A 13,063-nucleotide genomic window follows, 5' to 3' on the forward strand; every position below is an offset into this window, starting at 1 on the left:
TTAAAACTCTTATAACTCAACTGTCATATTTCATTGCTGAATTGCTTTAAAAGGTTCACCAATGTTATAAATTATTCAGTTGATTATCTTTTTTGTTATCACTAATTGTCCAGAAAAAGCCTACAAAAAAGAATCTATCTGCCGACGGAATGATGGTTTGCCTATCAAAAACCCCCTTACTATTAGGAATGTCCTTATAATTATACCCTAGTATATTTTGAGTTCCTAATATATTATTTACAGAAAAATATAGGATCTTCTGCTGACTAATTAAATACGCCCAATTAAAACTAACAGAATTATAATTAATTGTTTTTTGATTTAGGAAGCCATCTTTATTTGGGTTGGTATAAGTTCTTCCAGAGGCAAAAGTATAACTCAACCCTAACTGACTTTTCCAATCTTTCACAAAATGCTTAGCAACTGCCGACATGTTGTGAGAAGAAGCAAACCCTGGGGTAGCTTTAACCGGATAATTTTTATAATTACGCTCCGTATCTAGATAAGAATACGACAACCAATATTCCGTGTTTTTAATACTTTTACCATCTCTCCAAAACACATCCACTCCTTTAGCATATCCTTCTCCCTCATTGGTAAAGTTAGAAGTTGGCAACATGAGCTGTGTGTCATATTTCACCAATTTATCGTAAGCTTTATAGTACCCTTCTATTCTAAATATTTGTTTTTTATTTACGTATTGATAATTTGCTATCAAATGAGTCGCCTCCTCCGCTTTTAACCGCTGAGAAAATTTTAAATACTCATTTTTAGGGTTCTGATAAAAACGACCGTATGCTAGCGATAACTGGGCTTTTTTACCTGTTTTATAAGCTAACGATAACCTTGGTGATACCGTAGATTGATTTAGCAAACCAGCATGTTCAAAACGAACACCAACTTTAGAAGCTAATTTTTTAGAGAAAAATATATCCGTCTCCACAAAAGCACTAGTAATATCATTGTTAAATTGGTAATTAAACTTTCCAACAATATTCCTGTTATAATGTTCATCAAAAGCAGTTAGTAAATATTCTGCTCCAAAATTCACTTTGAATCTATTCGATACTTTTTTCTGAAGTTTTGCCTTTATATGTATTGAATTCTCATTATCTTTTATCTCATCCTCTATAATTCCAATCGTTGAATAATCATTCGTATAACTCATACCTCCTGAAAACTTCCAATTATCTCCAAAACGCTGTTTATAAGAACTATTAACATACAAATTTCTATTTCTAAGTCCGAAGTGAAATCCGTTTTCATAATTAATATCGTCTTGAATCATATCGAACTCAGTATGACTAAAAGCACCGTATAATTTTAGCAAACCATCATTGTTAGTTCTATGTCTATAAACCATTTCGCCACTTGCTGCCTGTACGGGTTTGTTCCATTCATTTCTATCTGGAAACATTTTTTGATACGGCGCTAAATTTATATAAGACGCATTTACACTCAATGAATTTTCACCCCATATTTGGGTATTCCCTAGCCCTGCCCCCACAGTCATAAGCGATATATCCGTTTTCTCTTGAGTTGGCTCATCAATAGTATTCATGGTTAAAACACCTGACAATGCTTGTCCGTATTCTGCTGAATATCCTCCTGTAGAAAATGAAAATCCTTTAAACAAAAAAGGAGAAAATCTACCACGTGTAGGAATATTTCTAGCAGATGGTGCGTACGGTGTAAATACCTTTATACCATCAACAAAAATTTGAGTTTCATCGGCGTCACCACCTCTTACAAATAAACGCCCATCTTCATCAACAGTTGATGTTCCTGGCAAGGTTTGAATTGCTCCAACAAAATCACCCAAGGCACTTGCTGTAGTAACCACATCAAGAGGTTTTAAGGCGGTTACCTTTGCATTATCACCTGCTTCGAACGTTCCTGCATTAATAGTAACAGCATCTAATGTGTTTACATCGTCTTTCAATTTGATATTCATATTTTGTAACGCTGAAACAGCAGCAGTTTTCAAATAGGTTTCAAAAGAAATAAAAGAAACCACCAATGTTACCGTATCTTTTTCATCAGTTGTAAAACTAAAATAGCCTTTTTCATCAGATGACGTTCCATCGTACGTTCCTTCTAAATAGATATTAGCTCCCATGATTGGCTCTCCCTTTTTGTCGGTTACTTTTCCTGAAATTGTTGTTTGAGATTTTACTGAAAAACACATTAATAGCACTCCTAAAACTAGTGAAATTTGTTTCATTTTATAAATTATTGTCGTTAATTAATTATCACAGTTCAAAATTGCAACTGTTAGTACTGATTATATAAAAAGAAATACCCAATTGTAACTTTTTGTTGACGAATTGTAATAGGACTAACATAATTCTAAACAGGCGATAGGAGCTTTACATTTCTTGCTATTTAGTTTATAAATCTTGCTAAAAATTGTACCTTTACTGCAACTATATAACACTAACAATGGTGCAAGATTTAAGTAATTACAGAAAATCTTATGAAAAGCAAGAGCTGTTAGAAACAAACTGTCCTGAAAATCCAATTGAGCTATTTAGGAATTGGTTTATAAACGCCAATGAATCTGCAATGGTAGATGAAGCCAATGCCATGACAATCTCTTCTATAGGGAAAGATGGCTTTCCTAAGAGTAGAGTTGTTTTACTCAAGAAATACACCTGGGAAGGTTTTATATTTTATACCAATTACAATTCTGAAAAAGGAAAAGCTATGGTAGAAAACAATCGTATATGCTTATCATTTTTTTGGTCAGGTCTTGAACAACAAATAATTATAAAAGGAACTGCTGAAAAGTTAGCGCCTAACTTATCTGATGGTTATTTTGAATCAAGACCTGAAGGAAGCAAACTTGGTGCTTGGGCCTCGAACCAAAGTGAAGTCGTCGCATCTCGTGAAGAATTGGAAAACAATTTAGCTTCGTTTGAAGCTAAATTTAAAGACCAAGACATCCCTAGACCCTTACATTGGGGTGGTTTTTTAGTAAAGCCTGTTTCTATTGAGTTCTGGCAGGGGCGTCCTAATAGAATGCACGATCGGATTCGATATTGCCTGCAAAAAGATTTTTCTTGGAAACTTGAACGTTTGGCTCCTTAATTATATATTTACGTATCTTTTATAAATAGATGAAAACAATATACATCGTACGTCACGCAAAATCATCATGGAAATATGATAGTGTTAAAGACATTGATAGACCACTAAAAGAGCGTGGTATTAATGATGCACAAATGCTATCTAAACTTTTAGCCAAAGAAATTCGAAAACCAGATGTTTTTGTTTCTAGCAGTGCTAATAGAGCTTTGCATACTGCTGTGATTTTTTGTGAAAACTTTGGTTACCCTTTATCAAACCTTCAAATTAAACGTCAATTATACAGTTTTAGTGATGGTTACTTGGTAAAAACTGTAAAAGCCTTAGATGACAGTTTTAGTAGCGCTATTATTTTTAGTCATGACCATGGTATAAACACCTTTGTAAATAAATTTGGTAGTAAGCCCATAGCGCATGTACCAACCTGCGGCGTAGTAGGGATTGAATTTAACGAAAAACACTGGAAGAATATTAAAAAAGGAAATACAATACTAGTTGAATTTCCTAAAAATCATAGATAAAACTAACTAGTTTTGAAAATAACAAAATACGGGGCCATTGATATTGGTTCAAATGCTGTAAGATTATTGGTTGCCAACGTAATTGAAGAAGAAAACAGCTCCCCCCAATTTAAAAAATCTTCATTAGTTCGAGTTCCTATTCGATTGGGAGCAGACGCTTTTGTTTCTGGAATTATCTCAGAAGACAATACCAACCGAATGATAGATGCCATGAAAGCGTTCAAACTTATTATGAAAGTACATGGAGTTGAAAAATACAAAGCTTGTGCTACCTCAGCAATGAGGGAAGCCTCTAATGGAAAAGAAGTTGCTAAAATAATATTGCAAAAAGCAAATATTGAAATAGATATAATAGACGGGAAAAAAGAGGCCGCTATAATATCATATACCGATTTAAATCAGTTAATTGAATCGGACAGTACGTATTTATATGTTGATGTTGGTGGAGGTAGCACTGAATTCACCTTATTTTCAAAAGGAAAAATAATAAATTCTAAATCTTTTAAAATAGGTACTGTAAGACTTATAAACAACAAAAAACCTGAAAACAAAGCAATTTTCAAAAAGGTTCAAAACTGGGTAGAAGAGAACACGAAAGACTACAAAAGAATATCTTTAATTGGTTCTGGAGGAAACATAAATAAACTGTTTAAGATGTCTGGTAGACAACACGACAAGCCTATTTCTTATATCTACTTAAATGCGCAATACCAATTTTTAAAGAAAATGTCATACAAAGACAGAATATCTGAGCTGGGACTTAACCCAGACAGAGCAGATGTTATTGTTCCTGCAACAAAAATTTATCTTTCTGCTATGAAATGGAGCGGCGCACGAAAAATATTTGTCCCTAAAATAGGGCTCTCAGACGGTATTATTAAAAGTTTGTATTTTAACAAATTATAATTTAGTTTAACAAAGCTTTAACATCTGATAAAATTGTATATATTTGTGTACATGTGACCTAGCTACCCCTCAACGTGTCATATTAGACAGAGACTAAATAATCACAATACAAATTTTTATCAATTATGAAGAAACTATTATTATCTGGAGCTTTACTAGTCTTTGGACACTCGGCTTTTTCGCAAGACTTACCAACAAATGCGGAACCAGGGAAATGTTATGTTCGATGTAAGACTCCTGAAATATGGAAAAATGAAAATGTTACAATTGAAGTAGCGCCTGCTTATAAAAGAATCATCACACACCCAGCAGAATACAAAACAATTACAGAGAGAGTTTTGGTGGATGAAGGAAGCCAGAAATTAGTTGTTGTTCCAGCCAAATATAAAACAGAAACCTTTTCAGTAGTTACAAGAGAAGCTGCCAAGCGTATTACAAAATCGACATCAAAGGCTAGAGTAACTACTGAATCAGTAATTACCAAAGAAGCTTCTAAACGTTTAGAAGTTATTCCTGCAAAATATGAAATGCGTGATGTAGTGGTGACCGTTAAGGAAGCAACAGAGCGATTAGAAATAGTGCCTGCTAAATACGAAATGAAAGACGTTGTTGTCACGGTAGAAGAAGCAAGCAAACGTTTAGTTAAAGTTCCGGCTAAAACTAGTATCGTAGATGAATCTGTGGTTGTGAAAGAAGCTTCTAAACGTTTAGAAGTTATTCCTGCAAAATATGAAATGCGCGATGTAGTAGTTACCATTAAAGAAGCGGGAGAAAGAATTGAACTGATTCCTGCTAAATACGAAATGAAAGATGTTGTGGTTACCATTAAAGAAGCCTCGAAGCGATTAGAGGCGATTCCTGCTATTTACGCAGAAGAAACAGTAACTTACAAGAGAAAAGTTTACGGTTCTAAATTAAGCATCATACCAGCCTCTTTTAATCAAGATATGGAAACTATCGAAGTAAGAGCAAAATCGGCTAGATGGCAAATGAGTGAAAAAGCACCCGATTGTGAATCTTCTGACCCGAATGATTGTCGTTACTGGTGTTATAAAGAAGTCCCCGCTCAATATCAGAACATCAATAAAACTGTATTGGAAAAAGACGCTTCGTTGGTATCTACACCAGAATGTGATGAAAGCAAAGCTGGCTCAAAAGGATGTGGAATAGCTAGTTACAAAAAAAGAGTAATGAAAACTCCACCTAGTACTAGAACAATTGACATTCCTGCTGTGACAAAAACCGTTAAAAAACGAGTAATGGTTACACCTCCTTCTACTAGAACGATTAAAATACCTGCAGTAACAAAAATCGTTAAAAAACGAGTAATGACTACTCCTCCTTCCACTAGAACCATTGAAATACCAGCAGAAACGAATGTTATTAAGAAAACCGTTATTACTCCTGAAACAACCCGAGTTGTAGAGATACCGGCTAAAACCAAGGTTATTAAGAAGCGAGTAATGGTAACCCCTCCAACAACAAGAACAATTAAAGTACCTGCGGTAACCAAGGTAATTAAGAAACGAGTAATGACTACTCCTCCTTCTACTAGAACTATTGAAATACCAGAAGCTACCACAGCGATTAAAAAAGAAATACCAGCTGTTACCACTACTAAGGTTATTGATATTCCAGAGGTTACTACAACCATGAAGAAAACGGTTATGGCAACGCCACCTTCAACAACTTTAGTGAAAGGTAAACCTACTTATAAGACCATTAAAAAGACGATATTAGTTAAAGACGCATGGAAGGAAGAGATTCCGGTAGCTGCAAAAAGTAAGACTATCACAAAAGAAACATTAGTTTCTAAAGGTGGCTTAACATCGTGGAAAGAAGTAGAATGTAAGTTAGTTGAAAGTACTCCTTTACCAATTAACTGGAATTTAGGCAGTGCTACGCTTACATCAGGCGCTAAAAAATTAATTGAAAACCGATTATTACCTATTTTAAGAAGAGGTATTGCTGTGTCAATTGAATCTCATACAGATTCAAGAGGTACCAAAGAAAGCAACCAATCTTTATCTGAAAGAAGGGCGAGATCGGTGGTTAATTACTTAATTTCAAAAGGAATTAACCCAAGTCAATTAACCGCTAACGGTTACGGTGAAAACCGATTGACTAATAGATGTGCTGATGGTGTTTCTTGTACAGAAAGAGAGCACGCTGCTAATCGTAGAACCACATTTAGAGTTATTAATCAAAAGTAACTCCATACCTACTGCAATTACTCTAACAAAGTAATCAAAAGAAAGAAACCGAGCCATGCTCGGTTTCTTTCTTTCTACAATTTTCAGTTAAACCCGAATTATACGATTTACCGATAAATATTTCTTTCCCGTGATGCTTATGTTTTATACCGATCGGGTTTTGAAGTTACCTTTTAATTCTCCTTCACTCATTAAGAGGTTTCAAATAACTATAAGGCTCTATACCATCAAAGTAATAGCGATAATTTAACGTTAAAACAGTATCTACCTATAGATCAATTTACCATAACAATTATGGTCGGTAAATTAACGTCAGAATTGGTGTTATTTTCCCTAACCAAAACAACTATAAAAAAAAAGATTCGATCTTGACACACTAGGGAAAACCCTGAGCGAAAACTAGGGGTATTAGGTATTGTATTTTTTAAAAAAACGAAGTAAGTTTGACTTCATTTACATGAGTTAATATTCTAAAAGACAGATAATTTAACATTTAAAAATTAAATAAGTCTTACATTTACTCTATTGATAATTTAAAACCTAGAGTAAATCATGAAAAAAGTAGTTACAATTTTTACTGTTATATTAAGTCTATTATTATCTGTTAGTTGTACAGACAATTCATTAGAGGAAATTGAAAAACATGAAGAACAAGAAATCAGAGAGTTCAACAGCATCCAATTCGTCGACCCACAAAATGACGGAGGTGCGGATGCTGACGAGGAAGAAGAAGGAGCTTAGAAAAAAAACGTTCCCTCATAAATTAAAAGGATTAATAGTAGGCATGGTTTCTTTTACCTTAGTTACCATGTCCCTATTTCATGTTTTCTTTTCTCCCTATTCTAAAGATTTTTTGGCACACAAAACAACCTACAAAGGAATTATCAAGGAGCGAGACTCAAACACTATTAAATTAATCAGAGATTTCAATCATGCAGTAAAAAACAAAACCAATAGAGACTCAATATTAATTTTATCGACTCAATTATTAGTCGATTACAAAGAACACTACAAATCTTCTAACAATAATCTTAAAGAATACACGAAAAAAAAGAGATTATTAGAAAAGAAACACAATTTCAGAGGAAGAAATAGCTTTCATTTTTGGATTTTTGTTTTTGGTTTGGTTACGGCCTTATTATTTTTTAGCTGTAAATCACTTTATCACGACCTTGTTAGTGGAAGTAATTACAAATTCCAGTTTTTATCATTAACTGGAATAACCGTATCGTTTTTTTGGTTAATGCACCTTACTTTTCTTACCCAAAAGGATTTCACTAAAAACAGTTATATAGTCGTAATTCTGGGATGTGCGATTTTATCTAGCCTTTTTACATATTTCTTTGTTAAAAACTACACCTATAAAGACGATATTATTTTAAAACAACTGTCATTAATTGATCGAATTAAAACCATTCACTATCCACGAGTTGCACTAAAAGCTTTGTTTTTCGAAAAAAACGGTAAACCCATGTTGTCTACTGATAGCGTTAAAGAAAACGCAAATGCCTTTGACAAGGACATATCCACCACATTAAAAAATGTTTAGCCAACATTAACATTATGAAAACATTACTAGCAAACATAATAAGAAGAATTTTTAGAAAGAAAACGTATTCCACACGGGAGCAACTAAAAAACCGTGAGAAGAAAACAATTATTGAGATCGCTGAAAAAGTTCTTGAAGAAGAAGGCAAGACCGAAAGAATCAATGACCAAGTCGATCGGAAAATGTGTGCGTTTTTACTCAAAAAAGAACCGATTTCTATTTAAAGGAATCAGTCCTGATTATCATCATCGAGTAGCTTTTCGTATTTTTCAATTTTATGATAAATCTTTTTAAGCTCTCGTCGCTGCTCAAAATTTGAAAATAACGTAACTACCGCATCTATTTTTGGTTCTTCTTTAAAAGCATCTGGATTACTTAAAATATAACCTAATACATCTTCTCTACTTACCCTTTCGAAAATCAACCACATATTGACTAGATGCACTATCGGTAAACATTTTTACCTTCTCCATAAATCAACCGATTCGTATTTAAATAAAGAAAACAACACCCATAGAATTAATGATCAAGTTGATCAGAAAATGTGTACGTTTTTAAACAAAAAAACCGATTTCTTTTTAAAAAAATCAGCCCTATTTATCATCATCTAGTAACTTTTCGTATTTTTCAATTTTATGATAAATCTTTTTAAACTCTCATTGCTGCTCAAAATTTGAAAACAACGTAACTACCGCATCTATTTTTGGTTCTTCTTTAAAAGCATCTGGATTACTTAAAATATAATCTAACACATCTTCTCTATTACGTTTCGGAAATCAACCACATATTGACTAGATTTATTATCGGTAAACATTTTACCTACTCCATGAATCAACCGATTCTCATTTAACTGAAGAAAACAACACCCATAGAATTAATGATCAAGTTGATCAGAAAATGTGTACGTTTTTAAACAAAAAAACCGATTTCTTTTTAAAAAAATCAGCCCTATTTATCATCATCTAGTAACTTTTCGTATTTTCCATTTTATGATAAATCTTTTTAAACTCTCGTTGTTGCTCAAAATTTGAAAACAACGTGACTACCGCATCAATTTTGGGTTCTTCTCTAAAAGCATCTGGATTACTTAAAATATAACCTAATACATCTTCTCTACTTACCCTTTCGAAAATCAACCACATATCGACTAGATTTACTATCGGTAAACATTTTACCTACTCCATGAATCAACCGATTCTCATTTAACTGAAGAAAACAACACCCATAGAATTAATGATCAAGTTGATCAGAAAATGTGTACGTTTTTAAACAAAAAAACCGATTTCTTTTTAAAAAAATCAATCCTGTTTATCATCATCTAGTAACTTTTCGTATTTTTCAATTTTATGATAAACCTTTTTAAGTTCTCGTTGTTGCTCAAAATTTGAAAACAACGTGACTACCGCATCAATTTTGGGTTCTTCTCTAAAAGCATCTGGATTACTTAAAATATAATCTAATACATCTTCTCTACTTACATTTCGCAAATCAACCACATATTCACTAGATCCACTATCGGTAAACATTTTACCTACTCCATGAATCAACCAATTCGCATTTAAATCAGGATGATTCTTTAAAATCTCAATAACCAATCTATCGCGCATTTCTGGTTCTTCTTCAATTGCTATTTCAAGCATCCCTATTTCGACCCCTATAATTCTTTCCATTTCTTCAGCCGAAACTCCGTATTTCTCAATAAATGTAATAATTCTTTTTACCGTTGTTTTATACATAAAAATATATTTAATTCATAAAGACATACATAACTCAATGTACTAGAACAAATATATACAATGTAAATCTATTTCCAACCTAAAAGATTCATAATCATAGACAAATTGGACTCTAAGAGAAAAACCACTCATTTTTGCACAAAACATTTTAGTACTGCTTTAGCACCAAATTATCAATCGCCAGTTCTTTTTTTAACCATTTTTCCAATTCTTTTTCTTTTTTAAGAACCGTAGAGTCTGGTAATATTTTGTTCCAGGTAACTACTATTTCAGGAATAGTATCGACCTTAATAAAATCTTTAGAAATAAGTTTTTTAGAGAAACTGATAGACGTTATATCATTGTACCTAATTTTCGCTTCCTTTGCAATTGAACCAAAAGGAATACTGTTTTTATCTCTATTCGTTGCTTCTTGCTCAATACGTTCATTTAAATTGGCAATAGTACCTTTCAATTCCTCAACTTCTTGACGTAGCCCCTTGATAATACTATTTTTTTCATCTAAATCAGCAAACGATCTTTGCAATGACATTGATAAATCATCTAAACTTTTTGCGCTGTTCTCATTAAATAGTAACTTAAAGTCTTTTATTTTTTCAAAACTTTTCAACTCATTTTTTAAACTCGATTTTATCGCTGGAGAAATTTCTCCGTTAAAAAACAGTTTTATTTCTTTAGATTTCTTGTGTATACTTTTTCGTTGTAGCCATAAATTTTCATTTGCCTCAACCTTCGATTTTATAAATGCCTCATAATTGGCCATAATTACGGTTTCCTTATATACTCTGATAAATGTAAAAACCGCCGGAATCATAACTAAAATAGCAACAAATGATGCCAAGCGAGCAATTCTTTTCCTTTTTGCTGAATTTACGTAACGCATCATCGTAAAACCTAATAACTTCAACACAACAAAAGTGGCTAAAGCGATAAAGATGGTATTAATAGTAAACAAATACATGGCACCCAAAAAATAATCATAATTCCCAATAGCCAAACCATACCCAGCTGTACACAAAGGAGGCATTAAAGCCGTGGCTATCGCTACTCCAAATATTACAGAAGCTATAGTTCCTTTTTTTGTTCTGGCAATAATCAATGCCAATCCACCAAAAAAGGCAATTAACACATCTCTGATATCTGGTTTAACCCTTCCTAATAACTCAGAAGTTTCTTCTTTTAGCGGAAATATGGCAAAAAACAAAAAAGCGGTTAATAAACTTAAAACAATCATAGTTGCTAAGTTTGTTAATGATTTTCTCAAGGTATCAATATCATTAATCGCAATAGACATTCCTATTCCTAAAATAGGTCCCATTAGTGGTGATATTAACATCGCTCCAATAACTACGGCTGTTGAATTAGCATTCAAACCAATGGATGCCACAAAAATAGAACAAATTAAAATCCATGCCGTGGCTCCTTTAAAGGCAATATCTCCCTTTATTGCCTCAATGGTTGCTTCTTGATCAGTGTCATGGCGAAAATCTAGTAATTCTATCAAAAACTTTTTAGAGCTTTGCCATAATCCTTTAGCATCGTCTTGTACCGCTTGTTTTGATTCTTCTACAGACTTATCCTTGTTCAGCTTTTCTTCCATACGTATCGCTTTTTTATCTGTGGAAAGATACAAAATTCCATAGTTAATAAAATGGTAAAAAACAAACCCGAAGTACTCATACTTCGGGTTTACACCTATGTTAAGGCTTTTAAAAAATATTTTACACAGCACACCTATTTTATACTTAAAACCACCTATTTCATTTTACGCACCATGATAATGGTGCTTTGTTAAAACGTCGAATGTTAAGAGGTGTACTATTTTTCTTACATAAGAAAACCGTATTACTTACTGCTTATATATTGAGCTACTATTGTATTCTTAACTTATCTTTTAAAGAATTAGAAATTCCATCTTTGTGCAATAATACCGAAATTGTTTTCAGTTTAAAATAAGGTATTGACATAAACACATAGCCTTGATTTCCTTGACGAGTACCCCAAGAATTTTTAACTTTAAAATACCTATTTCCTGTTTGGTCTTTTACAATACCCACAATATGCATCAAGTGATCGTCAGTAGTATTAAAATTCTCAAATTCAGCTTGCCTGTATGCCGCAGTAATGTTTTTTTCTTGAACAATTTCTTCCAACCCTTTTTTGTTCTCTGAACTCATTACAGGAATTACAGCCACTCCAGCCTTAGATGAAAAAGTTTTTTCAGAAACATCACAATCTAATTCAACAGTATACCCATTTTCAATAGCTTTTTCTGTAACAGCTACTAACTCGTCTAATGACACATTATAAAAAGCCCCATTTGAAAAGTTATCAGGAATATTTAAGATAAATTTATCGTACTTTTTAACGTGTTCAAATGAAGAAATTGTTACGTAATTTGAAGGTTCAATGTTTACATATTCAGCAAATGATTTCGGGGTATACTTTTTCCCTTCATACACAAATTCATCTGTATTCTTACCTAAATAGACGTCTAACACAGCCTCTACAGCTTGCTTCCACTTAGGACTTAATTGTTTTGCTGGGTTTTCAATATAGGCATCTAACATGCTTTTTAATACAGCAATCAACTCTGCATGATTGTGTTTTTCTTGTCCGAAATCAAGTCCCGTAAACACTTCTTCTGGCACCAGGCCTTTCTTGGCAACTGAATTAATCACATCATGTGCCAAACCACCTTGACTAAACTGCGCTTTACCCTGACGGTATAAATAAGTCAAGGCTTTCTCTGAATAGGTATTGCGAACCGTGTACATTTCTGATAGATCTATTCTTTTCCCCGTCAATCTTATAACCTCTGATTCTAAAAATGACGTAGTAGAAAAACTCCAGCAAGTACCTGTTCTTCCTTGGCTTTTTACTTCCGTTTTTTCTATATCCTTTACCGTTTCAAATTGATATTTCTGAGCATTAATAGCGGTTATACTCAGCACGCAAAAAGCAGTTGCAATGAATAGTTGCTTCATCTTATATTTTTATTTAGTTGTTTTGACGGCAATTTACCTTTTTTTAAAAAGATTTGAAATGTAT

13 protein-coding genes are annotated in these 13,063 nt (G+C 33.1%); 7 read left to right on the forward strand and 6 right to left on the reverse strand.

Annotated features, from left to right (window positions below; translation table 11 throughout):
- Positions 1–64: 64 nt before the first annotated feature.
- Positions 65–2,224, reverse strand: a complete 2,160-nt coding sequence (locus tag AC2TDS_RS07185) for a TonB-dependent receptor (RefSeq protein ID WP_484738421.1) — start codon at positions 2,222–2,224, stop codon at positions 65–67.
- 218 nt (positions 2,225–2,442) lie between these two features.
- Here AC2TDS_RS07185 and pdxH point away from each other — a divergent pair, with 218 nt between their 5' ends.
- From pdxH to AC2TDS_RS07220, 7 genes are all read left to right on the forward strand, one after another.
- Positions 2,443–3,090: a pyridoxamine 5'-phosphate oxidase gene (gene pdxH / locus AC2TDS_RS07190; RefSeq protein ID WP_484738422.1), complete on the forward strand. Its 648-nt coding sequence runs from the start codon at positions 2,443–2,445 to the stop codon at positions 3,088–3,090.
- Positions 3,091–3,119: 29 nt separating this feature from the next.
- The gene (locus AC2TDS_RS07195) at positions 3,120–3,608 is read left to right on the forward strand and encodes a SixA phosphatase family protein (RefSeq protein WP_484738423.1); all 489 of its coding nucleotides are present in this window, start codon (positions 3,120–3,122) and stop codon (positions 3,606–3,608) included.
- A gap of 12 nt (positions 3,609–3,620) precedes the next feature.
- Positions 3,621–4,514 (forward strand): Ppx/GppA phosphatase family protein, encoded by an 894-nt coding sequence (locus tag AC2TDS_RS07200; RefSeq protein ID WP_484738424.1) that lies wholly within the window; start codon positions 3,621–3,623, stop codon positions 4,512–4,514.
- A gap of 125 nt (positions 4,515–4,639) precedes the next feature.
- Positions 4,640–6,727, forward strand: coding sequence for an OmpA family protein (locus AC2TDS_RS07205; protein WP_484738425.1), 2,088 nt, complete (start codon positions 4,640–4,642; stop codon positions 6,725–6,727).
- 552 nt (positions 6,728–7,279) lie between these two features.
- Positions 7,280–7,468 carry a hypothetical protein gene (locus tag AC2TDS_RS07210; RefSeq protein ID WP_484738426.1) on the forward strand — a complete coding sequence of 63 codons (189 nt, stop codon included), beginning with the start codon at positions 7,280–7,282 and terminating at the stop codon, positions 7,466–7,468.
- Positions 7,440–8,276 (forward strand): hypothetical protein, encoded by an 837-nt coding sequence (locus tag AC2TDS_RS07215; RefSeq protein ID WP_484738427.1) that lies wholly within the window; start codon positions 7,440–7,442, stop codon positions 8,274–8,276. Before AC2TDS_RS07210 ends, AC2TDS_RS07215 begins: the two co-directional genes overlap by 29 nt.
- A gap of 14 nt (positions 8,277–8,290) precedes the next feature.
- Complete coding sequence (locus AC2TDS_RS07220; protein WP_484738428.1) at positions 8,291–8,500, forward strand: hypothetical protein; 210 nt, start codon at positions 8,291–8,293, stop codon at positions 8,498–8,500.
- A gap of 5 nt (positions 8,501–8,505) precedes the next feature.
- Here AC2TDS_RS07220 and AC2TDS_RS07225 read toward each other — a convergent pair whose 3' ends face one another.
- From AC2TDS_RS07225 to AC2TDS_RS07245, 5 genes are all read right to left on the reverse strand, one after another.
- Complete coding sequence (locus tag AC2TDS_RS07225; protein WP_484738429.1) at positions 8,506–8,700, reverse strand: hypothetical protein; 195 nt, start codon at positions 8,698–8,700, stop codon at positions 8,506–8,508.
- Between the two features lie 538 nt (positions 8,701–9,238).
- On the reverse strand, positions 9,239–9,418 hold the full coding sequence (locus tag AC2TDS_RS07230) for a hypothetical protein (RefSeq protein WP_484738430.1): 180 nt from the start codon (positions 9,416–9,418) through the stop codon (positions 9,239–9,241).
- A gap of 156 nt (positions 9,419–9,574) precedes the next feature.
- Entirely contained in the window at positions 9,575–10,012 is a 438-nt protein-coding gene (locus tag AC2TDS_RS07235; protein ID WP_484738431.1) for a hypothetical protein, read from the reverse strand.
- Positions 10,013–10,160: 148 nt separating this feature from the next.
- A complete protein-coding gene (locus AC2TDS_RS07240; RefSeq protein ID WP_484738432.1) occupies positions 10,161–11,612 on the reverse strand; it encodes a TIGR00271 membrane domain-containing protein in 1,452 nt (483 codons plus the stop codon).
- A gap of 271 nt (positions 11,613–11,883) precedes the next feature.
- On the reverse strand, positions 11,884–12,999 hold the full coding sequence (locus AC2TDS_RS07245) for a C1 family peptidase (RefSeq protein ID WP_484738433.1): 1,116 nt from the start codon (positions 12,997–12,999) through the stop codon (positions 11,884–11,886).
- Positions 13,000–13,063 lie beyond the last annotated feature (64 nt).

The sequence above is a fragment of the Tenacibaculum profundicola genome (assembly GCF_057220795.1).

Excerpts from the sequence above, each read along its gene's own strand:
- AC2TDS_RS07185 (WP_484738421.1), bottom strand. The coding sequence starts at position 2,224 with ATGAAACAAATTTCACTAGTTTTAGGAGTGCTATTAATGTGTTTTTCA.
- pdxH (WP_484738422.1), top strand. The coding sequence starts at position 2,443 with ATGGTGCAAGATTTAAGTAATTACAGAAAATCTTATGAAAAGCAAGAG.
- AC2TDS_RS07195 (WP_484738423.1), top strand. The coding sequence starts at position 3,120 with ATGAAAACAATATACATCGTACGTCACGCAAAATCATCATGGAAATAT.
- AC2TDS_RS07205 (WP_484738425.1), top strand. The coding sequence starts at position 4,640 with ATGAAGAAACTATTATTATCTGGAGCTTTACTAGTCTTTGGACACTCG.
- AC2TDS_RS07210 (WP_484738426.1), top strand. The coding sequence starts at position 7,280 with ATGAAAAAAGTAGTTACAATTTTTACTGTTATATTAAGTCTATTATTA.
- AC2TDS_RS07215 (WP_484738427.1), top strand. The coding sequence starts at position 7,440 with ATGCTGACGAGGAAGAAGAAGGAGCTTAGAAAAAAAACGTTCCCTCAT.
- AC2TDS_RS07220 (WP_484738428.1), top strand. The coding sequence starts at position 8,291 with ATGAAAACATTACTAGCAAACATAATAAGAAGAATTTTTAGAAAGAAA.
- AC2TDS_RS07230 (WP_484738430.1), bottom strand. The coding sequence starts at position 9,418 with ATGTGGTTGATTTTCGAAAGGGTAAGTAGAGAAGATGTATTAGGTTAT.
- AC2TDS_RS07235 (WP_484738431.1), bottom strand. The coding sequence starts at position 10,012 with ATGTATAAAACAACGGTAAAAAGAATTATTACATTTATTGAGAAATAC.
- AC2TDS_RS07240 (WP_484738432.1), bottom strand. The coding sequence starts at position 11,612 with ATGGAAGAAAAGCTGAACAAGGATAAGTCTGTAGAAGAATCAAAACAA.
- AC2TDS_RS07245 (WP_484738433.1), bottom strand. The coding sequence starts at position 12,999 with ATGAAGCAACTATTCATTGCAACTGCTTTTTGCGTGCTGAGTATAACC.